Raw genomic sequence first — 25,432 nt, 5'->3', positions numbered from 1 at the left:
TCTCCTTTATTCTTCTGCTGTCACTTCCGCAAAATCGCCATTTGCAATCCGTTCGGTAATTGTCTGTGCCGCTTCTTCATAGCTGCTTTTCCACTGCTCATATGCAGCATCCCATTTGGAATAGCGTTCATCGCCTCTTTTATCTTTTAAGGAATAATTGCTTGTGATATAATCCGTCAAAAATGACGTACACTTTTTCGCTCCCAGAGCATTGGTATGCCCGCCATAATCGCTGAAGTCGGAAGTGAAGTCCAGACCGATTTCTTCATAATAATCGTTCATATTCAGGAATTCATAACCATAGCTCTCAATAATATCCGTCATGTAATTGTACATCATCTGCTTTTCCTCCTCCATTACCGTTGGAGAGAGAATAAATAACGCTTGTAATTTTTCTTCTTTCAAATAATCGAGCAGCTCATATAAATGTTTCTCCTGCTCCCCGGGCATCTGGGTTTTCCCCGTAATCGCAGAGGTGTCCACCGCTTCGCAGGGCCCTACCTCGTCCGTCATCACATATCCCTTTTGTCCGTCCAAAAATTCATAGCGGAAGCATGCCAGCTGCTTTGGCAGCACCATCGTCTTCCAATTAGAATGGTATTTAAAAATATCGAAATAATACGTATAACGCTCAGAAGTTTCTTCTACCATGGCATTTATGGTCTTTATCCGGTTCCACGAGTATTTCATGTTGTCCGTAACGCCCCTGGTATATGCCATATTGTTGGTAAGATCTGTTTCACTGGCCGTATACATACGCATTTCGAATACATATAACGACGGACTCTGTGTCTTCCTTACTTCGTCCACCATATAGACTCCTGCTACCGGCCTTTGCAGATTGCTGGAGATGGGGTAAGCCGTTACTCCGTATTCTCCCCACATCTGTGGAGTGGCATAATAGGGATATACGGGGCTCGAACCTATCATGACCATGTCTATGGTACCCTTCGGTTCCGCATAAAATCCCGTAAACCTATCCTTCACATCCCCGTTAGTCCGTATAATATAAGTGACGGTAAGAAGGATATATATGAAAATAATAATAAAAATTGCCGATTTCACCGCTTGCTTTACAGTCATTTTTATACCCTTGCTTCTTTCAACCTTGTAAACATGCCGCGCTGCGGCACAAACATTTTTTCACACTTATCCCTGTATTATCTTTTCCAAATAATTTTTCCATGCCCGGTTTATGATTTCCGGATTGAATTCTTCTTTTACTTTTGAAGCATTTCTGCCCATTTTTTTTGCATAATCTATGTTATCTAATAGTTTTTGCAAGTTTTCTGCCAATTTCTCCCAGTCCCCTGGCGGGACTAACAATCCGTTCTCTCCATGTACGATCAGTTCTCTGGGCCCACCGGGAGGACAATCCGTAGAAATAACCGGTATTCCCAAGGCCATAGCCTCCAAAAGGGTATTGGGCATCCCCTCTGAGTAAGAGGATAGTATGAATGCCGATGCTTTATAAATGGCTTCCGCTACGTTAGATATGGCACCCGGCAGTTCAACCTGCTCCGACAGTCCCAAATCGTCGGCATATTCTGTCAGCTTCTGGCGCAGCGGACCTTCGCCGTATATGATGAGCTTATAGTCCGGATATCTGTCGGAGATTTCCGCAAATGCCCGGATAATCATTTCATGGTTTTTGTTGGCATCCAACCGCCCCACCGCCACGATCTGCTTTTCCCGCTCTCCTTCATAGCTTTCTTTTATAAATGCAGGATTAAGAGAATTTTTAAGTATAATTGCCTTTTTGTTCACCGCTTCCGGAAAAAACGTCAGGCAGCTTTTCGTCTGCAGAACAATACCCTCTGCCAACCGAAAGACATATCTTGCAGCCAATCTAAGTCCAAGAGAATAATATTCCTGCTCCGGCTCGCCCCTCACCGATACTACTACCGGTATGTGCAGAAAACGGGAGGTCAGTATCGCCATAATATTGTTCTTACCGATGAAGGATAAAATTAAATCCGGCTTTTCCCGTTTCCATATGCCGCGAAGCTTCATAAAGCGGCCGCAGAAATTGACCGCCCTGCTCTTTCTTATCTCATCTCCCTCAATATCCGACAGCACTCTTCTTATGCCTTCACTTACCGGATACTCGTTCTCCGAACGGTACTGGGTCACAATAGTTACCCGGTAACCCTGTGCATAAAAATATTCTGCGAGGTTGACCAGCACCCTTTCGGATCCTCCTTTATTCAAGGAGCTGATAAATAGAGCCAGATGTTTCTTATCCAAAAAATCATTCCTTTCTTATCTTAATGGCCGAGAGCTTATCCACCATTGGAAAGCAGTGCCCGCATCTTTAATTAAAATAATATTGGTACCACTGCTCAAATATAAAGAAGGACCATGAAAGCTTGGAATAATTAGCACCGGTAGCTGGACCTCCGTCCCCGGTCTTAATATACTCCCGAATCATATTGGACACATATGCTGAATCAAAAATCCCCTGCTTTTCCAAGTAATCTTTTTCACTGTAGGAAAGGAGCTGTTCCTTCAAAGGTCCTCTCAACCACTTGTCGAGAGGCACTCCAAAGCCTACTTTGGGTCTGTCCAGAAGATTCTTCGGTATATAATCATACGCAATATCCTTCAAAATATGTTTTTTTCCCCTTTGTAAAACTTATATTCATGAGGAATCCTGTAAGAATATTCCATAACGTCTCTGTCGAGAATGGGACATCTGGCCTCCAGAGAATACTTCATGGAAGCTCTGTCCACTTTGCAGAGAATATCTCCTGGAAGATAAGTGTCCATATCTAAAAGCATACGGCGGATCTGCCATTTGCTTTCTCCATATTTGCTTTCTATCTCGTAATGACAGGGAAATTCACTGCCATCGTTCTTTACCATAGCACCTGCGCGCACGATATAATTGCTGGCACCAAATTGCGTCTTCGTCTCTTTGTTTCGATTTTCCGCGATAACACGTACCCGAAAAGGAAGCTTTTCTGAAAGCCCCGTCTTATTTATGAAAGGTAATCCGCAGATTCCATGTACTGCAGCACCAGCCGCATCCAACATCTGTGCCTGAGCCACATTTTCATAGATATTATAGCCGCAGAAAAATTCATCACCGCCATCACCGGAAAGTGCTACAGTCACATGCTCCCTTGCAAGAGCCGAAACGAGCATAGAAGGTATCTGAGAGCTGTCGGCAAAAGGCTCGTCATAATACTTCGGTATACTCTCTACGAGATCGAACATTTGTTTTTCATCAATATACAGCTCCGTATGGTTAGTACCTAGATAATCCGCCACTTCTTTCGCATACTTGGCCTCATTATATCTTTCCTCCTGGAAGCCGATGGAAAAAGTCTTGACGGGTTCTGAAGAATGCTCCTGCGCAATAGCTGTGATCAAAGAGGAATCATAACCGCCGCTCAGAAAGGAGCCTAGCGGAACATCCGCAATCATCCGGGAGGCTGTGGCTTTTTTTAAGAGTTCCTTCAGTTCCCCTTTGGCCTGTGCATAATCCGTAACCATATGTTGTCTTTGCTTAGCGTATACATCTTTGATATCCCAATACTTCCATGTTTCTTTTGTAAGGGCAAGAGATTTACTATTCACGGAGATCTTCAGAATAGCCCCTGGTTCGAGTTTATAAACATTTTCAAAAATCGTCTCCGGCGCATTGATATACTGCTGATACAAATAACGTGAAATGACTTCTTTTTTTATTTTCTTTTCAAAGCCCGGAAAGGACATGATCGGCTTCAGCTCCGAAGCGAAAACGAGTTCAGTTCCATTCTCCATATAGTACACGGGCTTCTTTCCGATACGGTCCCGCATCAGGTACAATTCCCCTTTCTCCCTATCAAATAAGGCGATGGCGAACATACCATTAAAAAAATCCACACAGCTTATTCCCCATTTCAAATAAGCGGCGATAATTATCTCCGTATCACAAGTGGAGCAAAACGAATAAGCCGACAACTTCTCTCTCAGCTCATGAAAATTATAAATTTCACCGTTAAACACCACGCTGATACGACCGTTATCCGAGTGCATCGGCTGATGCCCCAAAGCGGACAAATCCTGTATGGAGAGCCTGCGTTGAGCCAGTCCCACACTATAGCCGTCCTTTAATCCATAGATTTCTTCTCCGCTGTCATTAGGACCTCTATGATACATTGTGTCATTCATTTCCTTTAATTGTGCCAGTCTTATATCCTGCCTCGACACAAATCCGCATATGCCGCACATTCCGGTACCTCCTGCCCTGTTCTTGCCTTCCTGGTGCATTGTCCTCAAATCAACTTGGTGCGATTATTTACAGGGCGATGCACTATCTTGCAAAAAGCTGTCCTTATATTCCGCAAAGTCCTTGCACTCCTTGTCGATGCTATCGATGAGCTCTATATATTTTTCGCGCACTAACGTCTTGTAATTTTCGTAATTGTCATATCCTTTTTTTGTCCATGCGAAAGGATGAGTCAAAATCTGCACCTTATCGCTTCCTAAAATGTTCTTCTCATCAGGATAGCCGTATCTCCATATATGGTTGGCATCTGACATGTATTTTACTCCCAGTTTGGAATCCTCCATTACATTTTCCGCAAAAGTAAAGAAGTTGTCCTGATATGCGTTGATAATGCCGGGAAGCTTAATATTTTCAGCCAGAACCGCCGGTGAAGGTCTATGAACGGAAAACTGGGATATTTCAAAGCCAAGCATCTCGCTTAGCATATGCATCTCCTTTACGATCTGTCTGCGAACCTCTTTCATATCCGTCATACCGTTCAGTGCAAAATGGAGGCCGATATTCTGCCCTCTCTCATGCATATCACATATCATATCCCTATTTTTTCTGGACAGCAGATTATAGGAATTGTTCGTCCACTGGAAAAAGAAGGTGGAGGTGAAATCCATGGAAGACTCTACTTTAGCCAAATCATATGCCCTCTCCACGCTATACTCCACGTCATGGCGCATAATGATGAACTTATCCCTATAAAGAGCCTCCTCGTAATCTGCCTGCAAACCGGTGGATTTAATTATCCTTATAATCTCCTTATAATCTTCGAATGAAAACATTTTTCTGCTCCTTTGTCAATTACTTCGGCAATTAAATACCGAATTTTCAAAATATCAAAAGCAGGCGTAATATTTACTGCCTCTGCTTTTAATATGCTTTACCGCTTACTTTTACTGCAAATTTCCTCTATATAATCCCGCCACTGCTCAAATATTGCCTTGGAATTGGCAATTTCACAAATCTTTCTTGCGTTATCTCCCAGTTCCTCCGCATATTCCGGATTCTCGATCAGCTTGTTAATTCCCTCCTCTAACGCCTTCTGGTCCTTGATTTCAATCAACAGACCATTTATCCCGTTTTTCATTATAGTACGCGGGCCGCCACAAGGACAGTCCGTAGCAACAATGGGAAGCCCTAATGCCATTGCTTCTAACAGTGCATTGGGCATTCCTTCCCAGTCGGAGGAAAAAGCATATACAGCTGCGTCAGTCAAATCTTTCTCCAGGGAGTCGCTGCCGCCCATCAGCTTTATATAATCTTCGGCATGATTTTCTTCGATAATACCCTCCAGAATTTCCCTCGTACCATCGAAGGAATCCGGGCCGTATATCTTGAGCGTATAATCAGGATGCTTCTTATGAACCTGGATAAACGCCCGAAGCAGCATCGGCTGATTCTTAAAGTCTACCAGACGCCCTGACTGCACCACTTCTTTTGTACGGCTTAAAGGCTTTGGAACACCAATATATTTATCATGCAGCGGATTCAATATGATCCGGGATTTTTTTTGTAAAAAGGGGGCAAAAAACTCGCGCTGGCCCTCTGTCTGGAACACACAGCCTGCTGCTCTCGGGAAGAGAAGGGGTATCTGTATCTTGTCCGAAAGAGCATCGTAATGTCCCATCGGGTCGGTACGAACGGATATGATAACCGGCACTCGCATAAAAAAGGAGGCCATCAGCGCCCTGTAGTTGGCCCGTTGGGCAAAGGCTATAAGAACATCCGGCTTTTCTTCTTTCATAAAGGCTTTCAAGTGCGAAATCTTCAGAAAAAACTGCATCGCCCGCGATTTCTTCTCATCTTCCTCCGTCAGTCCTACATGGACTCGTCTTATCCTCTCATCTATCTGAAATTCATTTTCTCCATACCACTGCGTTGCAATGAGCACCTCGTATCCTTCCTTCGCAAATTGATTCGCCAAATTGGACACTACTCTCTCGGCTCCGCCCTGCTCCAGACAGTTTAAATGAAACGCTATTTTTCGCTTTTCCAATATTTCATACCTCATGTAACTTTGCCTGGCAGGCTCAAAAGTTCTTAAGAACCCCCATTCATAATTCTTTCCAATTTTACCACATTCATATAGTAAGCGCAAATTAAAATACGGTAACGGAGATACAGATAGCCGGCCGGTATCATGGAAAGAAGGATATGCAGCCGCATATCCCTCTTATTCTATCGTTTATAAATGATTGCGTAAATCCATTATTTCTTCATAACTGATTTTTCATTCCTTTTCAGTTCAAATAAAATTCTAAGCGCTTCGGTGACTGATTTCATGCGAAAACTGGATTCAGAGCCTACATAATGAATGGGAACTTCTATCGTATGGTAATTGCGGCAGTAATACCTCATTTCAGTCTGATACATATGCCCCTTCGACAGAAATTTATCCAAATCCATATTTTCCAATATACGTCTCTGGAATCCTTCGAATCCGCTGGTCATATCTTTCAGTCTTGTTCCCAGCACTGCGTTAGCCAAAACAGTTCCTCCCGAACTCAATATTCTCCGATATAACGGATGATTGCTTACGCCTCCGCCCGTTACAAAACGAGACCCCCATACACAGTCATAGCCTTCTTCCAGTTTCTCTATAAACTGGGGTAACTCGGCCGGGAGGTGGCTGCCTCCGCCGTCCATCTCAATAATTCTCTCCGCACCATCCTTCAGTGCATGACGAAACCCCTCAAGATAACAACTAATAACCCCGTAAGATTCCTTATAGAAAATAAGCTTTACCTTATCCGTCTTTTGCTCAAATTCTTCCACAATTTTCTGCGTCTTATCCTTGGAGTAATTATCCATGACCGGATATATGTATAAATTGTCATAGCCTAACGATAAAATCTCATCGAGAACTTTTCCAATTGTCGCTTCTTCATTCGCTATCGGCATTACAATAATCGTCTTTTTCACTTTTACTATCCCTTCATCTACAATTCTATGTGTTTTTTCAGGATTTCCACATAAGCCTTATTCGAAAAATCTCCCGCACGCCTAACGGCAGCCTTTTTATAGCTCTCGTAGCTTTCCTTATCTGTCAGCAGCTTCTTTATTTCCTCATACAGTCTCTGTTCCTCTCCGGAAATCACCTTCTCATCCAGGTTCTTCTCCGGACTCATATTCGGTATAAGCACGCCATAGTCACTGTTTTGCAGTATTTCTCTCGGACCCGTCATACAATCTGTGGCAATGACCGGGATCTCTAACGCCATGGCTTCCAAAAGAGCGTTGGGAAAGCCTTCATTATAGGAAGTCAGAACATAGACTTTTGCCGCCTTCAAGTAAGGAAATGGATTTTTCTTCATTCCCGGGAAGTAAACGTGGTCTCCGATTTCCAAACACTTAGCGAGACTTCGATATTCTTCAAAATCGCCGTCCCCGATAATCATCAGCTTCGCATCAGGAATGTCCTTCTGTAAGAGTGAGAAACTCTTCATTAAATGCCAATAGCCTTTTACATCATCCTCCCGCCCCATGGAAACAATAATATGCTCCGCATTTTCCCATGGTAATCTGGGCTGCTGCATCGACGCGCTTTTTTGTATTTCTTCCACGTCCAGCGGATTGTACAAAGTAATTACCTTTTGGCAGTTGTATTTGGTACGGATTTCCTCCTCGATTAACTTGGAGCAGCATAATATTTTATCCGAAAGCCTGCAAAGCAGTCTGATTTTCCTTTCGTTCTCCATATCCATATAACTTCTTATGCCTACCCATACCTGCTCGCTCCTGCGGGAAAAAACATTTACCACATTTGCCGACGGCCCAAAGCTGTATGCAATATCGATTTTCAACTTTTTTTTCATTCCGCTCACTGCAAAGCTGCGTTTCAGAACGTTGAAAAGCTTGCCGGTCATATCCTTTTTCACGCCCATATGCAGGTCTATCACGTTCAACCCTTTGATATCATAAGCGATATCCTTGGAATCAAACATCACTATGTATACGTCGTAAAACGGCTCCAACAGCCGCGCCGTCGCTACGCATACTCTCTCGAACCCTCCCTGATGAAGCATTGGGACTATCAGCATGATTTTTTTCTTCATGATTACCTCCATTACATCTTTCCGGTCTTATAAAAGCCTTCCATCTTCGCCGCTTGTTCCTTTACATCGAATCCGGCTTCCTTTATCGTCTCGTACATGTCACTCCTTACGTATGAGGCATTCTCTAAAATATATTTCGCCCATAAATCCTCAGGCTCGTCTATGCTTTCGTAATGAACCAGTTGGCAAAGTCTCACTTCCGGCGTGATTTTATCGGATATTATGCACCTAATCCCTGCTGCCTGCGCCTCCACTACTGTTCCCGGAAGCCCTTCAAAGCGGGAAGGAAATACAAAAAAGTCCATCGCCTGATAATAATTTTCCACGTCCTTTTTATTCCCCATAAAAAACACATCTTCTTCCAGATTAAGCAACTTAGCCTGCTGGCGCACAGACTCCATTCCACCCCCGTCTCCGAGGAGGAGAAGTACGGCCCTTATACTTCTATCCTTCATTCCGGTGTGCAGAGCCGAAAATACCTTAAGCAAATATTCATGGTTTTTCGCATAATGAAACCGCCCTACATGTCCGATTACATAACAATCTTCTATCCCTAGCTCTTTCCTGACCTTATCCCTTATCTCCCCATTAAAAATATATTTCTCCGAAGCGATGGCATTGGGCAACACCACCGATTTCTTTGATTTCTCCCACCTTTTTCCAAAAACTGCTTCCCCTGCTTCCCTTGAGCAGGCAAAGCAATAGTCTGCCCGTTTTAACAACGGTAACCGCAGAATCTTGGTAACAATACCCTTCACTCCCTTATCCACTCCTGCACTTCTCGCATGGGCAACTGATACGGGAATCCCCGCCTTTTTCGCAGCAGGCAGATAGATAGAAGCAGTGCTGGTCATATGTCCCTGTATAAGCGCAAATTCATCATGTTCCTTAAAAAAATCTGCGACAGCTTTCTTATACTGAATATAATTATATACCTTAAACCTGGGGAGCACGAAAATCCTTCCGCCAAGCGACTCTATCTCTTCATCATAAAATTCGGGTTTTCTTGTCTCTACACATTCGGAGTGCACGAGAAAGTCAAACTGTATCTCTTCTCTGTCCATGCAGCGATATAAGTCCATGATGCGGCTTTCTGCGCCTCCAAGACTCACTCCTCCGAATACATGCAATATACGAATGGGCTGTACCATAATTTATACCTCATATCCACTTTCGCAGATTTTAAATCACAAAAACTTCACCAGTAAGCGCTTCACCGATGCCATCCCGTATTCGACAGCATTTCCGATCCATCCTCTTCTCACCGCTTTCAGCTTCAGATATTCTTCATAAGAAATTATTTCCTCAGACTGAAAAATCCTTCGGCATTTGTCAAAATCCAAATCCTTCATGGTATTCGTATGAATCACCATGGTTGTAACTCCCTGTTTTTTCTTCAGGCTGCTGCTCAGCTTGAAGGAAATCGGATAGAAAATGATTCCTCCGCGCATATACGGCTTGCTGCCGAACCCATCTGTCAGCTTCATAAATCCCAATTCCTTAAGTGCGCGAAGAGTATTTATGTCATAAGAATGTGCCGGAGCCATGAAGATGTCCGTTTCGATTCCATGGGAAGTGAAAATATCCTTACCCGCCTGCAGCATCCTTTTCTGCTGCTCCAAGCTTAAGCCGGCAAACTCCGAAAAACGGTTCAGCGGAAAACAGCCGCCCTTTTTTTGCGTATATAAGTGCTGATATCCATGCAATGCTACCGTCCAACCTTCGCTTTTCCACACTTTGACCTGTTCCCAGAAATACTCCTCCGGTAAGCCTCCGTCTTTATCTTTATTCAGATTTTCATCCCGGTTATCCGGAACAATCCCTACTAATGGCTTTACCCCATATTCTTTAAGAAGTCCCCGAAATCTCTCAAAGTTCTCCCAATCCATACAGGGCGTTATATCATCCATTCGAACAGCAATTTTCATTACTCCAGCACATCTCCCGTCATAAGCTCTTTTTCGCACTCATACCGTTCAATCAGAAGTGAACCGTCCACCGTGCGCACCACCGGCTTTCCGTCGAAAACGTCCACCACTTCTCCCGGCGCATAGGCTGAAAAATCTATAATCTCATCGAAGGGATGGGCCTCCCATATCGTAACCTTCCGCTCCCCGCACATAGCGAATGCCCCCGGAAAAGGCGCCGCCACCCCGCGAATCAGGTTATAAATATTTCTTGTGCGGTCATGAAAATCTATTTTGCCATCCGCTGCCGTACGTTTATTATACCATGAATCGAAGTCCCTGGACTCCGTTCTTATTACGATATTCTTCTCCGAATAAGCCTTTAACAGTTTCCTTATAAGGCTCTTAGAACAAATCATATTTTTATACTGAGCCGTGCGTATATCGTCATGGGGCGTTATGGAAAACATCTCCGTAGCAAATACGTTAGGGCTGTCCGCATTCTCATCATAACGGAAAAGATTCAAATTAAATCTCGTATCCCCGTTAATCATGGACCAGTTTAGCGGAGACCGTCCGCGCCCGAAGGGCAGGTACCCGCAATTGCCATGAAATCCGTACACACCGTATTCGAACTTTTCCAGCACATAAGCCGGAATCAGGCGCTGCCATCCCATAGAAATCGCTATTTCAAATTCATTCTCCGCCATGAAGCCGTGAGTTTTTTCATCTGTCAGGAAATAGCTTTGTGCCTCGAATACCGGTATCTGATACTTTTCTGTCAGCACGGACAGTCCCTTAAAGCCAGAGACCTCATTCTTACCCAAGACATCCTTATGGATGGTAATGACCAAATCCACCGGACAGATATTATTTTGAATGAATTCCACAATGTTTTCCGACGTATCTTTTACGCCGAATACCACAACCTTATACTTCATACACAGCTCCCTATTATTTTGTGCGATTCAGCCAATCAGCTTCATTGCAGCAAATTTTCCTTATACCAATCGATTGCCAGGCTGATTCCTTTCGCGAAGTCGTACTCCGGGTCATAGCCTAAAAGCTCTCTCGCCTTGGATATATCTGCATTGGAGTCCCGAATGTCCCCAAGCCGGTCCGGTCCGAAATTCGGTTCCACTTCTTTTCCCAGTGCCTTGCATAGATTATAATATACGTCAATTAAATATTCTCTTCCGCCGGCACCGATATTAAAGGCATTTCCTCCAGCTTCGCCGGAAGCGAGGCAGGCCCTTAAATTAGCCTCGATAACATTGTCGATATAAGTGAAATCGCGGGATTGCTTTCCGTCTCCATTGATAGTAGGCACTTCCCCGTTTAACAGCATACGGATGAACTTAGGAATCACCGCAGCATATGCGCCGTCCGGGTCCTGCCTTCTTCCGAATACGTTGAAATAGCGCAGGCCGTAGGTATCCAGACCGTACAGCTCCTTGTACAGCCTTCCGTATTCCTCATCCACCTTTTTAGTCAAGGCATAAGGGGATAACACCTTACCTTCAGCCCCTTCCTTCTTCGGAAGCTGCGGATGATTCCCATACACAGAGGAACTGGAAGCATAGACAAATTTCTTCACTCCGTTTTGCCTGCAGGCTTCCATCATATTCAATGTGCCCCTAATATTTATCTCTTCATACAAAAGCGGCATCTCGATGCTTCTGGGCACACTTCCCCAGGCTGCCTGATTCATACAGTAATCCACGCCCTTAGACGCTTCCAGACAAGTATCCAATTCTCTGATGTCCCCCTTTATAAAGGTGAATTTTTCATTTGCCGTAAGCGGTTCTATATTCTCATATTTACCGGTGGACAAATTGTCCAGACACCTTACCGCATATCCCATTCCTATCAGCGCTTCGCAAATATTCGAGCCGATGAAGCCGGCTCCTCCTGTTACGAGAAAAACACTGTCTTTATCGAATTTCAACTCTTTGTATCCCATTTTTCCACTCCTTTATAATTCTCTTGGCTGCAGTTCTTAACCACTCCATCAGTAATATGAAATATGCCGTATAGAATAAGGAAAAGCTATAGATCATATACCGCGACAATGCCATAATCGTAAGCGATACCGCAAATACATTAGCCGCTATTGCAAGAAGCGCCAGTATCATCAGCCATGCGCTGCCGCATATCCTTCCCTTCTCGCTAAGAGATCTTCGTATCCGCCATATGGTCATGACAATTGCCGACAGATAGAGAAGAACCGCTATCCAATTGATAACGGGATGTACTACCGCAATACTCCGAATGAGTCCATAACCGGCAATCAACAGATAATCGGCAAACCACTGACCGAAGCATTTCGGCAATATGCCCGCGATAATTTTCCCCGCCGTCTCATCTGCCATCAGGTTTTGTGTAATATAGTCGCTAGTCACCGTTTTATCGTATGTCTGATAAAAAACATCCTCTATCATTTCATATTTTACAGTGTCATGCCACTGCTCTATATGTTCCACCTTTTCCCGCCACGAATCGCCAGCGTATTTATAATTTGCCTGACGCATCTCGGTAAGGTCATACATTTGATTAAAAAACGCCTGTGCCTCTTCGTCCTTTATGTTTTCACCGTCTTCTCTGTCGGCAGCATAGAGTATATTGGTCAGGGTATTCACCGTTCCATAAGTATTATTGATAAAACGGCCGTTAAAAACTAAGTTGTAACTTTTTACCGCCATCGTTCTCCCGAAAAAGGCCAGAGCTACTATCAGGAGCACTGCTCCCACGAGACGCAGCGTGAGGAATCTATTTTTCACTCTGACTACAAAAAGCTTCGCACAGACCACAATCGCCCAAAGCAGAAGCGTCAGCATCATTTGGCTTCTCGTAAGTGCCAGAAGGAATGCCAGTGCCAAAGCAGGCCATGCCGATTGTGTTTCATCCGCAGTTTCTTCCCCGGCCGTTAATATTTTGAAGCATTCCAATAAAAACAAGGTGAAAAGAGGAATACAAAGTGCTTCGCTCATTACAGAATTCGTAATGAACAGATGCAGGGAAGAGAAATATTTCGTAACCATATGGGGCATTATCCCCAGGAAAACAACTACTGTTTCTCCCCAGAACCGCAAAGAAAATTTTTTCGCCATATGTTCCGCAAACAGCCATATACTGAGTGCGGCCAACAGATTCTGAATGATTCCCATAGCCGTAAGCCACGATTCTCCAAACAGCACCCGAAGACATAAGAGAAACAGGGGATACAACGGTTCCCTGTGAATGTGCATTTCAATATACTGATTGGAATCGTTGTATATGCCCGGTCCGAATGCGGCAAACATTCCGAGGAACAATGCGGCAAGTGCTATAAGAAGTCCTCCGGATTTTATCTTTTTTGTCATTACAGTCTCCAATATAGAAATTCACCGTCCGAATAATCCCTCTTATCGAATAAGCCCTTAAGGTCCATCAATACCTTTTGTTCATGGTCCTCATGGAAGAAACCTGCGATTCTCTCCTTAGACAGCTCGAGGAACTGGGAATGGGCTACCGCTATGATGACCGCATCCATATTCCGGATTTCCTCCATGGCATGGAAATCGATTCCATACAGTCTCTTCGCTTCCCCTGAATCCGCCGCCGGGTCTACCACGATCGGGGTGATTCCATATTCCTCTAATTCTTTATATATATCGATAACTTTGGTGTTTCTCGTATCGGGACAGTTTTCTTTAAAGGTAAAGCCTAAAATAGCCACCCTCGCGCCTTTTACCGGAACATTAGTTTTTATCAGATTTTTTACGAGGCTTTCCGCTACATATTTTCCCATGTCATCGTTAATGCGGCGGCCTGAAAGAATAATTTGTGAATGATATCCCAGCTGCTCTGCCTTATAGGTCAGATAATAAGGATCCACTCCGATACAGTGTCCTCCTACGAGTCCCGGGAAAAACTTGAGAAAATTCCACTTTGTGCCCGCCGCCTCTAAGACGGCCTTCGTATCGATTCCCATCCTATGGAATATAATGGACAGTTCGTTCATAAAAGCGATATTGATATCGCGCTGACTATTTTCGATGACTTTTGCCGCTTCCGCCACCTTGATGGATTCCGCCCGGTACACTCCGGCCTCTACCACCAGCTCGTACACCTTGGCAATGGTGTCCAGCGTCTCCTCATCCATGCCGGAAACAATTTTGACGATAGTTTCCAATCTGTGTACCTTATCGCCCGGATTGATTCTTTCCGGAGAATATCCAATCTTAAAATCTACACCGCATTTTAAGCCCGATTCCTTTTCCAGAATGGGAACGCATATCTCCTCGGTAACCCCGGGATATACCGTGGATTCGAATACAACGATAGAACCTTTTGTCAGGTTCTGTCCGAGCAGACGGCTTGCGCCCTCTACCGGGGAAAGATCAGGGGTATGGTCGTCATTTACCGGAGTGGGAACTGCTACAATATGGAATTTCGCTTCCTTTAGCTTGTCCGCATCAGCGGTAAATTCTACGGATGTATTTTTGATTACCTCCGCGCCCACTTCATTCGTAGGATCCACGCCTGACTTATATAAATCTATCTTCTCTTTACTTAAGTCAAATCCCACTACTTTTATCTTTCTTGCAAAGGCTACCGCAATCGGCATACCTACATATCCGAGGCCGACCAATGAAAGCTTTTCCTCTCCACTTACAAGCTTCTCGTATAAATCCATCTTCTTATCCTCCATTATGAGTTATATAATATCGTGTTGATTTCGCTTATATAAGAATCGATGACAGAATCTCTGTCGAATTCACATTCCATCTTCTCTCTCGCCGCTTTTCCCATATGTGCCCGCTCTTCCTTGGATAATGCGAGAAACTTCTCCATAGCCCGAATCAAATCATCCGCATTGCCCGGAGTGAAGCCAAATCCCGTCATTTCCTCCTCAAAGGCCTCCCTGCATCCGCTGATATTGGAAGCAATTACCGGACGTCCCGTCGCCGCTGCCTCTATAAGCGCATTCGACATACCTTCGTGAAACGATGCCACCACAATGGCATCAGCCTTTGCTATATAAGAATGCACCTCCGTATGGAAGCCCCACTGACTTATAATTCCTTTTTCCGTATATTCATCCAGCATTTCCTGATAATCTTCATCACAATAGCCCAGCACTGCAAATTCAATATCCTCTCTATGCAGCCGGACTGCTGCCTCCAAATATTCTAAGATACCGCGTTCCTTCATTACCCTTCCGACAAAAAGAAAGGTTGTCCTTACTCCCACGGGATATGGCTCGAAGAAATGTCTTTTCAGATTCACTCCGGAGCCGCTTACCATCCGCTCCTTTTTCCCTGCAATGCGATAGCTGGAAAAAATATCTCTGTTCTCAGCATTCTGAAAAAAAATGCACTCTGCCTTCTTAAGACCTGCCCGGTACATATGAACGATCATCTTAAGGAACAGTCCTTCCCTGTCGAAGGCACCGCCCAGTCCCGTTATCGTAGTGATATAAGGTACCTTCAATAGCCTGCTGGCAAAGCCTCCGTATATGTTCGGCTTTATAGTATAAGTAATTACCATATCCGGCCTTATCTGCTTTATCAGCCTTTGATATGTCATGAAAAGCTTCATGTCCTCCTTCGGATTCATGCCCCTTCTGTTAATAGGCGTTTCGATAATCTCACACCCTTCTTCCATCAGTTCAGCAGTCTTGGTCTGATCCGGAAGGCTGATGATCACCCGATGGTTTTCTAACAGCCGAAGGAGCAGCTCGTTGCGGAAATCATATAATCCGCCCGAGGAATTGGTTAAAATCAATATTATACCCATCTACTCTCTCATCTCCGTATCGCTCATGTCTTTGATCATAACTTCATTATATTTCATCATACAAATCCCTGCTTTATAGCTGCCCACAGCATGAGGATTGCTTTCTCCCATTAAGTTACGAATTACCTGCTTAGGCATATTCACGCCGCACTCATGAGCGTGGGGATAGCCTCCGCCAAATCGGGGATTCACTTCGGAAAAGTAATAAATGTCTCCGATCTTAAAAATGTCCATATCTATCATACCACAGAACCCACATTTTTCCACAAATTTTTCTATCGCGAAAAAAAGACTCTCATCCTTATAAGATATGGCTTTATCCGTCTCTCCGGCACGCATTTTTATCTTTTCTTTTACAAAAATCGAGGTACACTTCCCGCTCAGCATATCGATATACACATCTGCTCCATATTCCGTCCCATCCATGAATTCCTGGATCATAAGATCGTCATGCAGTCCGAAAAGGACCTCCAGCTCTTCTTTCCCGTACACCTTGTTGATGTGCAGGCTGGCACTTCCCTTTACCGGCTTTACGAATACCGGGTAAGAAAGTTCTCCTTTTTCCTCGGCAAGGTAGAAAGCCTCCTTATCGACAAAGCATCTTCCCGTTGGGATTTTCATCTGTGTAAGCAGCTCATACATTTTATATTTATCAAAGCAGGTTTCCACAAGCTCATAAGGTGAGATGATAGGAGTCGTTCCTGCGTCAAGAAATCTCTCCCGTTCCCTGGCAAGCAGGCTAAGCTCAGGGTCGATTAAGGAAAAAACCCCATCGATGTTTTCTTTCCTGCATATGTCCAGCACGGTATCCAGATAGTCGGGAGCATCGATACGCGGAACGAGATAAAATCTATCCGCTTCATAGATTGCAGGAGCCAGATTGGAACAGTCCGTAGCTATGACTCTGCCCTTTTCCGCCAGCTCCCTCTTAAAATATTGCACCACCTTATTTCTTGTTCCCGCACTTAAAATCAATATATTCATAGGTTATTATCAATCCTTTCAAAGCTTCCGGTCTCTTCCAGTCTTTTCTTTCTGATTTCGGCAAAGTTGCCCTCCGTCACATTGGTATCCTCCGCCACATCACTGCGTCCGAGCACGGTCCGCACGGTCAGCCATAACACCTTCATATCCATACCGAAGGAAAGGTTTCTCACATACTCCACGTCCTTCTTAAAACGGCTATCCCAATCGATGAAATTCCGGCCGCTTACCTGAGCCAGCCCGGTAAGTCCTGGACGTACCGTATGGCGCAGTTTCTCTTCCTCGGTGTAATAGGGAAGATAGGAAATAAGAAGCGGCCTGGGGCCGATGATACTCATATCTCCCCTTAATATATTCAGAAGCTCGGGAAGTTCGTCCAGACTGGTGGCGCGAAGGATCTTACCGAACTTAGTAAGCCTCACGCTGTCAGGCAGAAGATTTCCATTCTCATCTTTTTTGTCCGTCATCGTCCGAAATTTGCAAAGAGTAAAGATTTTCTCATTCTTCCCCGGTCTCTCCTGTTTAAAAAAAATGGGGCTTCCGAGCTTCGTCCTGACGAGAAGAGCCAGCACGAGAAATAAAGGAGACAAGGTAATAATTCCTATAAGCGCTAATAAGAAATCCAGTATTCTTTTCACATATCTACCATATATCGTAATGGCCGTTACCTCCTTATAAACCGAAAACCTGTTACTGTTCACTCCGTTCTCAGTAACGCATGATTTCTCCATTTAAATTCGCTCCGCAAAGCAGAAATCATCCCTTGCATCACTTTCTTACGTAACTCAACAGCAAGTGTTAAGCTACTATGTGAGCAGTAACGAAAACCTTTCTCACAATATTGATTATCCGGTCCATATCTTCCTGTGTATTCTTGATATCGCTGGGGAGACACAAGCCTCTATTGAAGATATCCTCCGATATGCTTCCTTTACCGCCTTTTTCTTCCAAAACAGAAATGAAATCGTATTCCTGAAATACCGGCTGCAGGTGCATCGGCTTCCAAATAGGCCGGCACTCGATATTCTCTGCCTCAAGCGCATCCATGACCATGTCGGGGGTTACTCTGGCGCCCTCTTTTATCGTCATGCAAGACAGCCAGTTATTGGCATCCCCATCCGGATTCAGCGGATTCATGGAAAGCTCCTCTATATCCGAAAAGGCTTCTTGATACTGTTTGTAAATCGCCTTTTTAAGCGCCTTGTGCTCCTCCAGAGACAAAAGCTGCCCTCTGCCGATTCCGGCAGTCACGTTGCTCATGCGGTAATTGTATCCAATCTGGGAATGCTGATAATGTCTGGCAGGGTCTCTAGCCTGCGTAGATAAGAACCGTGCCCTCTCTATCATTGCTTCTTCCTCGGATACCAGCATGCCGCCTCCCGAGGTCGTAATAATCTTGTTGCCGTTAAAGGAATAAATCCCGAACCTGCCGAAGGTTCCGGTATGTTTCCCTTTATATGTGCTGCTTAAAGATTCCGCCGCATCCTCGATGACCGCAGTCCCCTTTTCTGCGCAAATCTCCATGACTTCTTGGAGCTTTGCCGGGGTTCCATATAAATGAACGATGATGACCGCTTTGGGCGAAGGATATTTTTCATAAGCCTTTCTCAGCGCCTCCGGAGACATATTCCACGTTTCTTCCTCAGAATCGATGAATACCGGCGTAGCGTTCTCATAAATAATCGGATTGCAGGTCGCTGAAAAGGTAAGAGAAGGCACAAATACAATATCTCCCTTTTTCACTCCAAGCAAACGCAGTGCAAGATGAATCGCTGCGGTTCCCGAGCTTAGGGCAGCCGCATTGGGTATGTTCACATACTCCGCCAGTTCTTTTTCAAAACTGTTTACGTTAGGACCGAGGGGTGCTACCCAGTTGGTATCAAATGCCTCTTTTACGAATTCCTGCTCTTTTCCGTGCATGGTCGGAGAAGACAGGTAAATCCTTTTATTTTCCATTGAAAAACGCCTCTTTTCTTCTATAAAATAATCAATCCTTATAATGGTAGGTCGGCACGATTTCCTTTACTAAGGGACGAATATCCGTCACTTCTTCCCTTGATTCTTCCTTCAGCTTTTTCAACTGGGCAAAAAACTTCATCTCATCCAGCTCTATCGGTTTTCCCACGTGTATCAATTTATTTGCCGTTTCCTTCAAGCCCTCTTCATCCATGAGAAGCTCTTCGTACAGCTTTTCACCGGGGCGCAGTCCCGTAAACTCTATCTTAATATCCTCTCCTACCCGGTAGCCTGATAAACGGATCAAATTCTCCGCCAAGTCAAGTATCCTCACCGGCTCTCCCATGTCCAGCACGAAGATTTCTCCGCCCCTCGCATAAGCTCCCGCCTGCAATACCAGGGAAACCGCTTCCGGAATCGTCATAAAATAGCGGATAATATCAGGATGGGTCACCGTTACCGGCCCTCCCTTCATAATCTGCTTTCTGAAAAGAGGAATAACGCTGCCGTTGCTGCCAAGTACATTTCCGAAGCGCACCGCAACGAATTCCGTCTCATAATGGTTATTGAAGGTCTGAATGATCATCTCACAGATACGCTTGCTGGCTCCCATAATATTGGTAGGATTCACTGCCTTGTCGGTGGAAATGAGCACGAACTTCTTTGCCCCGTAAAAAGCCGCCGCCTGAGCGGTTTTCCAAGTACCGAAGACATTGTTCTTCACCGCCTCATTGGGGCTGTCCTCCATTAAGGGAACGTGCTTATGCGCCGCCGCATGGTAAACGATGTCCGGCTTGTAATGCTCGAATATCCAGTTGATTCTGTTCGTATTGCGAACGGAAGCGATGAGGACCACAAGATCCAAATGCGAGCCGGAGTCCTCATCGGAATATTTCCTCTTTAACTCCTGCTGTATGTCATATACACTGTTTTCATAAATATCCAGAATGATAAGCTGCTTCGGCTTATGTGCGGCAATCTGTCTGCACAGCTCGCTGCCGATGGAGCCTCCTGCACCGGTTACAAGCACCGTTTTATTCTGCACGTAACCAAGTATGGAATCGATGTCTACGCTGATAGGGTCCCGACCAAGCAAATCTTCGACTTCAATGTCCCTTAACTTGCTGACATTGACTTCTCCATTCACCAGCTGATACATGCCGGGAAGGGAACGCAGCTTACAGCTTGTCTCCTTGCAGATTTCCAGAACCTTCCGAAGCTCGGAACGGGAAATGGAAGGCATGGCCACTATAATTTCGTCGATATCGTAAATATCGGCGCATTCGATAATCTTATCCCTGCCGCCGGCTACCTTGATACCTTGGATGTATCTTCCCCATTTACCTTTATCATCGTCGATGATACAACGGATCACCATGGTGCTGAAATTGCTGTTCACAATCTCCTTGATAATGACGTTGGCCGCCTCGCCCGCACCTATTACCATAACGGAGATTCCATTCTTCTTATTCTGCTGCTTATGCTTCTGGCTTCGCAGAAACCGGTAAGAAAAACGGCTGACAAAAATCATGCTGATCAGCACGAACATATACAAAAAGTAATAGCTCTTAGGTACCGGCTGTTGTACAGTCTTAAAAAACTGCAATCCGACGCTGTTTAAAACTGCCGATATTACACAAGACATAACCACGTTTTGCAGCTCCGTCTCCCCTGCAAATGCCCACAGGCTGTGATACAGCCTAAAAAAATAAAAAATGAACAGCGTCAGCAATATATTGACCGGAAGAAACCTTGTAATAGGATCCAGAAAGTGAGCCGGTATCGTGTCGATATGAAATTCGTAACGAATGAGCACCGCCATATAGCTTGCAAAAATAATGCTGATAATGTCGTAAATAATCAGGCTCGTTCTTCTGTAGAATAATTTTACATTAAAAGGCTTTTTATCTTTCTTCATTCGTTTCATCCTTCTTCTTACCCATATCGAATAGCAGCGGGGCTAACACAACAAGCAAGGTAAATCCTGCCGGATGGCATAAATGAAATGTCCATTCTACCAGGCCCGCTGTGGCGAAAGCCACTACGATTGCCGCCGGCATCGCCGCGCAGGGAACGCTGTCCTTCCTTCTTCCAAAGAAAATACAGCCCTGAACGAAGGTTGCAGCTCCCAAGAGGATAAACACTACTCCTACAAGGATACCGTGGTCGTATGCAACCTGAAGATAAATATTATGCGCATGGACCGCCAGCGTTCCGTCCGGCAGTAAGGCTCCCATCTCATCATGCCCCGTCAGATTAAGTTGGTCCAGATAAGCGCGAAAAATATCCATACGTCCATTGGCATATTCCTCTGTCTTCTCATATACGCTGATATCTTCTGTAACCTCCTCCTGAACCTCGGGAGTCTCCGTAAAATCGCCTTCCTGTGCATCCTTGGCAAGCTCCGCCGCACGGGCATCGTCCGCGGCGCGCTCTTCCTCAGTCTTAGTGCCGATGATATTGAGCTGAGGCTCACTGTCATTACCTGCCGGCGTTTCGCCTGTTCCGGTGCTTTCCTGCGACTGGTATAAATCGCTTATGCCGCCTTCCCACACGACTTCACCGTTGCTGTTAAATCTCTTCGCACGGTATTTCTGATATTCTTCGCTTCTTTCATAGGAAGAAGTTCCTTTTTCCGGTATTCCGAAAATCTTATTGTTGAATACTTCTGCAAAGCGTTCCACCGTTATATAATACATGGAATCCCATTCATTCCCTCTTTCAATCGCATCCGGGAACACTTCCACCTCATATTTGTATACATCGTTACTCAGAGCAGGAATAATTCTCTGACCGGTAAAGATGATCGGGAAGCACCATATTACCGCCGCTCCCATCATCGCGAACAAGCGCAGAATATTTATAAGTCTACCTTTTCCTACGCCTCCTGCCGCCATTATCACACCTACCATCAGCATCGCGGCTACGGACATGAATCCGGTCCTGGATGCCGTAAACAGCATATAGGTGCCGGAAGCACCCAGTACCAGCAGCTCCGCCCACATATCCTTCAGTTTATGTGTCCCTTTGCATTTATCCATAAGCTTCATCAGCGCCGCACATATAATGAGCGTCAAATATACCGCGGTTACCGTCACCGTATGGAAAATAAACGGGAATCTCGGATATACCCACGATAAAAACGGTCTGTGCAGCATTGAAAATATAATGCAGCAGACAAAGTGCAGAAGCAGTCCGTTACTCATATTTTGCAGCAAATGCGCCTTTTTATCCCAAAGCGCATAACGAAGATAAAACAACGTAAAGGAAATGACCAAAGCTACCGTCCACCATCTCGTATTTCTAAATACGATGATGAGAATGAAGAATAATCCCAATATCCCGGCGTACCAGAGGGAGATTCTACCCATCCTTTCTTTTTTAAAGAGCATAGAAATAAGACGCGCTGCGATGGTTACAATTACTAAGCCGGAAAGTACTAGTGCCAGTACTCCGTACCGTATCGCCTTCAGATCCATCTCGTTCATCGCCAGATAGTCCACATAGAAGCTATAATAACGGTAAACTGTCGCCGCGGCCACGGCTGCATAAACCAAAGTAATCTTGCTGAATATCTCCTTCTTTTTGCACATAGTAAGGATAGTCAATGCAAAAAAGACGATGAACTGGCGTTCCGCAATTCTATGGTGAATGTCGTAAAGACCGTTCATATAATTGCAGCATGCCCATACAATTCCCGCGATAAAGGCCGACTGAAGATAATCCGCACCATGTACCTTTATCTTCTCCCTAAGAGGTATATACCCGCTTCTGTCTCTTTTACGGTTAATGGCATAGAATAGTGTGGCACTGCCCAACAGAGCTCCTATCGTATAAAAAATATTATCTGTAAACTGTCCGCTGAAAAATCTGCGCACGCTTATGATATATAAAGCGCCTCCTGTTATTGCTGCGGCCACAATATTTGCCGTATAACGCAGTGCCTTTTCCACGGTAATCAGCTTGTCCTTCTTGGTCAAACGGAAATATGCTTCCACAGCTCCTACTAACAGAGCAGCTAAAATGAGAAGTATCGCATCGTAGACAAATATTTTATCCTTGCGAAGAGGAACCATATAATAATATTCCCCCACAATATTATAGCCCTGAAGCTCATCATAGTTATAAACCAAACGGCTTACATACTGCGTCCCGGCCGACGCTGTCTCCTCCAGTCCGAACCATACGCGGCTGCCGTTTTGCCCTTGAAGGAAGAAATAGTAATCACTTCCCACGTTCATATCCTCATTGATATAGACAGGACAAAAGCCGGGGATATCGATGAATCTCACATCCACCTTTTGCTCGAACAAAACCTGCATGTTCGAATCCAACATGCGGAAGATAAAGGAATCCACCCTCTGGTCCTTGTTCCAGCCGTTCTCGAAATCTGCAATATACAAATTAACCGTTCCCAAATGGTCATACTGGGCAATAAAGCGCTGTAAAAGGTAATCCTCTCCTATGCTGTCCGAGGAACCGGCCAGCATCTGATTGCTGACGGAGGGAATCGTCTCGTCCCACATACGGATCGGATAAATTGTCATCATTGCTATTAAGGTTAGCAATATTATTACGCTCTGTATCGCGCGGCTTTTTTTCACAATTTTATACATATTGTCTCTCCATTTCAAATGGTAAGTATAGCACAGATACCCTCAGTTTACAAGAACGGCCACCGTGGCCGGAAGTGCGAACCATAGGATCAGCACATAGCGGGGCAGGTACGTAGGGCCGAGAATCGCAGTGAGCCATACGAGCAGCACCATCAGGAAGGGGATGAGCAGATCATAGCGCCTTGTGTAATAAGTATAGCCAAAAGTAAAGGCAAACACCCAGAAAAGGAATCCCGCTGAAAACAACATAGATAAGACAGGCACCTTCTGCTGTGTAACCTCTAAGGACATGCTTTTGTACCATTCATTCAGAAAAGACAGCTTGCTCTCCCTCGTTCCGGGCTGCTCCACCTCATAACCAAAGAACGAACTGTCCTCATAGGTAAAAGTAAATACTTCGTTTCCACGATATACGTCGATGATCGTGTCCGGATACCAGAGCCCGTAGGAAGTCATAAACCACGCGTTGATATACGTAAACGGATGCGCCATTCCTATCTTCGCCCAAAGCCGCATATATTTCCCGGGATCAGCCTTATAAGCCTCGTTATCAAACCATATTTTTACACCGTCGGATACCTTCGCAGTATAAAACCTAAGCGCTTCCTCCGGGAGAATCTCATACAAGGTTTCCAAGTCCTCCCCGGTAAAGCTTTCCCTATCATATTTATAAGCTCTTGAAAGCTGTTGGATCGGGACCGTAAGCATCTCCTGCTTTCCGGCAGGCTGTGCCGAAAGCAGTGCAGAAAGACCTGCCGCCGCCAGAAAATAAACTGCGAATGTACCTCCCAGAAGAAATGCCAGCTTCTTACGCCATCCCTTCATGTAAAGCAAAAGTACCGGTATCATAACTAAAAATGCATACATGCCATTATGTCGAAAGGACATCATAACAACGGCACACGCTGCGAAAAAAATCTGTTTCTTCCAAGAAGCAAAAAAGCTCTCCTTCTCTCTTGCCATATCCGCCAAAGAAAGAAGCAGTAAAAGCAGAGCTGCCGTAAAGATTCCGTCCTTCGCCGAGCATAAGGTGAACATAACAATTACCGGAAAGAAGGCAAAGTAAAAAAAAGTGCCTACGCGAAAAATAAATGCAACGCCTCTTTTTTTCATATAGGAAATCACATAAGTAAATACCCCTGACATAAAAAACATCTGAAACAGCGTATATGCTGCGATTCCTATATTATAAGAGCCGGTCAGCTTATTTACTCCTAAAATCGTCCCACCCAGCAAAAGCACGTGGAAAAGAGGATGGTGAGTGGTAAAATTTCTCGTCTGTACTTGAATGAACTCGTCCTGTGCATCGTACACAAAAAAACCCGGATATACCGCCAGAAATACCGGCAGCCAGCAAAGGAAAAGCAAGCACATCGTAAGAGCCGTCCGCTTTTTTTCAGACATGCTGTTCCACTTCCCGCAGAGCTTATACCATATGCCATCTTCGTCTACAAGCTTATTTTCGCCCTTATCCCTGCCTCGTCTCTCTTGCCAGACCTTAAGCGTTTCCCAGGTACATTGTATCCAGATTGTCAGTATTCCTGCCCAGATTAAGATAGATATCCACATTCCGGCATCCTTAAAATTTACGTTTTCCCCATAATCCAGCTGAACGCCGAAGGCAATGCAGCAGGAAAACAAAAGTCCCAAAAGCCCTGCCGCAGCAGCGCCTCTTCTATCCATTTTCTTTCCTATTCTTATTAAGGAGCGGTAAAGCGCATAGGCGCAGCCACCCCATAAAAATATACTAAAGAAGCTGTTGCTTATGGCAAGACTGTTTCCCTTCAAATTCAACATCTTCGGCAGGCACCACGTCCCTACGAGGGCCAGCAGCAAAGATACGATAATAGCCCTTTTTTTCTGCAT

General features: G+C 44.8%; 21 protein-coding genes. All 21 read right to left on the bottom strand.

Annotated elements, in window-relative coordinates:
* Positions 1–6 precede the first annotated feature (6 nt).
* The 21 genes from CC90_RS0119170 to CC90_RS0119070 all read right to left on the bottom strand — a co-directional run bounded on the left by CC90_RS0119170 (position 7) and on the right by CC90_RS0119070 (position 25,432).
* Complete coding sequence (locus CC90_RS0119170; RefSeq protein ID WP_031392328.1) at positions 7–1,083, bottom strand: hypothetical protein; 1,077 nt, start codon at positions 1,081–1,083, stop codon at positions 7–9.
* A 66-nt stretch (positions 1,084–1,149) separates the two neighbouring features.
* Positions 1,150–2,247, bottom strand: a complete 1,098-nt coding sequence (locus CC90_RS0119165) for a glycosyltransferase (RefSeq protein ID WP_031392327.1) — start codon at positions 2,245–2,247, stop codon at positions 1,150–1,152.
* Positions 2,248–2,314: 67 nt separating this feature from the next.
* The gene (locus CC90_RS24890) at positions 2,315–2,608 is read right to left on the bottom strand and encodes an asparagine synthase-related protein (protein WP_278245489.1); all 294 of its coding nucleotides are present in this window, start codon (positions 2,606–2,608) and stop codon (positions 2,315–2,317) included.
* Positions 2,605–4,218, bottom strand: coding sequence for an asparagine synthase (glutamine-hydrolyzing) (gene asnB / locus CC90_RS22660; RefSeq protein ID WP_278245488.1), 1,614 nt, complete (start codon positions 4,216–4,218; stop codon positions 2,605–2,607). Before asnB ends, CC90_RS24890 begins: the two co-directional genes overlap by 4 nt.
* Positions 4,219–4,281: 63 nt before the next feature.
* Positions 4,282–5,049 (bottom strand): polysaccharide deacetylase family protein, encoded by a 768-nt coding sequence (locus tag CC90_RS0119155; protein ID WP_035315855.1) that lies wholly within the window; start codon positions 5,047–5,049, stop codon positions 4,282–4,284.
* A 98-nt stretch (positions 5,050–5,147) separates the two neighbouring features.
* Positions 5,148–6,263, bottom strand: coding sequence for a glycosyltransferase (locus tag CC90_RS0119150; RefSeq protein ID WP_242843341.1), 1,116 nt, complete (start codon positions 6,261–6,263; stop codon positions 5,148–5,150).
* 212 nt (positions 6,264–6,475) lie between these two features.
* Positions 6,476–7,189, bottom strand: a complete 714-nt coding sequence (locus CC90_RS0119140; protein WP_051869787.1) for a glycosyltransferase — start codon at positions 7,187–7,189, stop codon at positions 6,476–6,478.
* 17 nt (positions 7,190–7,206) lie between these two features.
* On the bottom strand, positions 7,207–8,322 hold the full coding sequence (locus CC90_RS0119135) for a glycosyltransferase (protein WP_031392323.1): 1,116 nt from the start codon (positions 8,320–8,322) through the stop codon (positions 7,207–7,209).
* Between the two features lie 11 nt (positions 8,323–8,333).
* Complete coding sequence (locus CC90_RS0119130) at positions 8,334–9,473, bottom strand: glycosyltransferase family 1 protein (RefSeq protein WP_031392322.1); 1,140 nt, start codon at positions 9,471–9,473, stop codon at positions 8,334–8,336.
* Between the two features lie 36 nt (positions 9,474–9,509).
* Entirely contained in the window at positions 9,510–10,250 is a 741-nt protein-coding gene (locus CC90_RS0119125) for a DUF2334 domain-containing protein (RefSeq protein ID WP_031392321.1), read from the bottom strand.
* Positions 10,250–11,170, bottom strand: coding sequence for a methionyl-tRNA formyltransferase (locus CC90_RS0119120; protein WP_031392320.1), 921 nt, complete (start codon positions 11,168–11,170; stop codon positions 10,250–10,252). The genes CC90_RS0119125 and CC90_RS0119120 overlap by 1 nt, the downstream gene beginning before the upstream one ends.
* A 41-nt stretch (positions 11,171–11,211) precedes the next feature.
* Positions 11,212–12,192 carry an SDR family oxidoreductase gene (locus CC90_RS0119115; protein ID WP_031392319.1) on the bottom strand — a complete coding sequence of 327 codons (981 nt, stop codon included), beginning with the start codon at positions 12,190–12,192 and terminating at the stop codon, positions 11,212–11,214.
* Positions 12,164–13,591 (bottom strand): hypothetical protein, encoded by a 1,428-nt coding sequence (locus CC90_RS0119110; protein ID WP_031392318.1) that lies wholly within the window; start codon positions 13,589–13,591, stop codon positions 12,164–12,166. Before CC90_RS0119110 ends, CC90_RS0119115 begins: the two co-directional genes overlap by 29 nt.
* Positions 13,591–14,907 carry a nucleotide sugar dehydrogenase gene (locus CC90_RS0119105; protein ID WP_031392317.1) on the bottom strand — a complete coding sequence of 439 codons (1,317 nt, stop codon included), beginning with the start codon at positions 14,905–14,907 and terminating at the stop codon, positions 13,591–13,593. Before CC90_RS0119105 ends, CC90_RS0119110 begins: the two co-directional genes overlap by 1 nt.
* 14 nt (positions 14,908–14,921) lie before the next feature.
* On the bottom strand, positions 14,922–16,010 hold the full coding sequence (locus CC90_RS0119100) for a glycosyltransferase family 4 protein (RefSeq protein WP_031392316.1): 1,089 nt from the start codon (positions 16,008–16,010) through the stop codon (positions 14,922–14,924).
* Positions 16,011–16,994, bottom strand: coding sequence for an ATP-grasp domain-containing protein (locus CC90_RS0119095; protein ID WP_031392315.1), 984 nt, complete (start codon positions 16,992–16,994; stop codon positions 16,011–16,013).
* On the bottom strand, positions 16,991–17,647 hold the full coding sequence (locus CC90_RS0119090) for a sugar transferase (protein WP_035315979.1): 657 nt from the start codon (positions 17,645–17,647) through the stop codon (positions 16,991–16,993). The genes CC90_RS0119095 and CC90_RS0119090 overlap by 4 nt, the downstream gene beginning before the upstream one ends.
* 145 nt (positions 17,648–17,792) lie before the next feature.
* A complete protein-coding gene (locus tag CC90_RS0119085) occupies positions 17,793–18,950 on the bottom strand; it encodes an aminotransferase class I/II-fold pyridoxal phosphate-dependent enzyme (RefSeq protein WP_031392313.1) in 1,158 nt (385 codons plus the stop codon).
* Positions 18,951–18,981: 31 nt separating this feature from the next.
* Complete coding sequence (locus CC90_RS0119080; protein WP_031392312.1) at positions 18,982–20,877, bottom strand: polysaccharide biosynthesis protein; 1,896 nt, start codon at positions 20,875–20,877, stop codon at positions 18,982–18,984.
* The gene (locus CC90_RS0119075; RefSeq protein WP_031392311.1) at positions 20,855–23,566 is read right to left on the bottom strand and encodes an O-antigen ligase family protein; all 2,712 of its coding nucleotides are present in this window, start codon (positions 23,564–23,566) and stop codon (positions 20,855–20,857) included. The genes CC90_RS0119080 and CC90_RS0119075 overlap by 23 nt, the downstream gene beginning before the upstream one ends.
* Positions 23,567–23,608: 42 nt before the next feature.
* Positions 23,609–25,432, bottom strand: a complete 1,824-nt coding sequence (locus CC90_RS0119070) for a DUF6020 family protein (RefSeq protein WP_031392310.1) — start codon at positions 25,430–25,432, stop codon at positions 23,609–23,611.

Origin of the sequence: Kineothrix alysoides (assembly GCF_000732725.1) — a bacterium.
Classification (GTDB): domain Bacteria; phylum Bacillota; class Clostridia; order Lachnospirales; family Lachnospiraceae; genus Kineothrix; species Kineothrix alysoides.
Note: the sequence above shows the minus strand (reverse complement) of the source record. Positions and strands in the feature narration are given on the sequence as shown.

Bases quoted from the DNA above. Each gene is read 5' to 3' on its own strand.
- CC90_RS0119170 (WP_031392328.1), bottom strand. From the start codon at position 1,083: ATGACTGTAAAGCAAGCGGTGAAATCGGCAATTTTTATTATTATTTTC.
- asnB (WP_278245488.1), bottom strand. From the start codon at position 4,218: ATGTGCGGCATATGCGGATTTGTGTCGAGGCAGGATATAAGACTGGCA.
- CC90_RS0119155 (WP_035315855.1), bottom strand. From the start codon at position 5,049: ATGTTTTCATTCGAAGATTATAAGGAGATTATAAGGATAATTAAATCC.
- CC90_RS0119135 (WP_031392323.1), bottom strand. From the start codon at position 8,322: ATGAAGAAAAAAATCATGCTGATAGTCCCAATGCTTCATCAGGGAGGG.
- CC90_RS0119130 (WP_031392322.1), bottom strand. From the start codon at position 9,473: ATGGTACAGCCCATTCGTATATTGCATGTATTCGGAGGAGTGAGTCTT.
- CC90_RS0119125 (WP_031392321.1), bottom strand. From the start codon at position 10,250: ATGAAAATTGCTGTTCGAATGGATGATATAACGCCCTGTATGGATTGG.
- CC90_RS0119120 (WP_031392320.1), bottom strand. From the start codon at position 11,170: ATGAAGTATAAGGTTGTGGTATTCGGCGTAAAAGATACGTCGGAAAAC.
- CC90_RS0119115 (WP_031392319.1), bottom strand. From the start codon at position 12,192: ATGGGATACAAAGAGTTGAAATTCGATAAAGACAGTGTTTTTCTCGTA.
- CC90_RS0119110 (WP_031392318.1), bottom strand. From the start codon at position 13,591: ATGACAAAAAAGATAAAATCCGGAGGACTTCTTATAGCACTTGCCGCA.
- CC90_RS0119105 (WP_031392317.1), bottom strand. From the start codon at position 14,907: ATGGATTTATACGAGAAGCTTGTAAGTGGAGAGGAAAAGCTTTCATTG.
- CC90_RS0119100 (WP_031392316.1), bottom strand. From the start codon at position 16,010: ATGGGTATAATATTGATTTTAACCAATTCCTCGGGCGGATTATATGAT.
- CC90_RS0119095 (WP_031392315.1), bottom strand. From the start codon at position 16,994: ATGAATATATTGATTTTAAGTGCGGGAACAAGAAATAAGGTGGTGCAA.
- CC90_RS0119085 (WP_031392313.1), bottom strand. From the start codon at position 18,950: ATGGAAAATAAAAGGATTTACCTGTCTTCTCCGACCATGCACGGAAAA.
- CC90_RS0119080 (WP_031392312.1), bottom strand. From the start codon at position 20,877: ATGAAACGAATGAAGAAAGATAAAAAGCCTTTTAATGTAAAATTATTC.
- CC90_RS0119075 (WP_031392311.1), bottom strand. From the start codon at position 23,566: ATGTATAAAATTGTGAAAAAAAGCCGCGCGATACAGAGCGTAATAATA.
- CC90_RS0119070 (WP_031392310.1), bottom strand. From the start codon at position 25,432: ATGCAGAAAAAAAGGGCTATTATCGTATCTTTGCTGCTGGCCCTCGTA.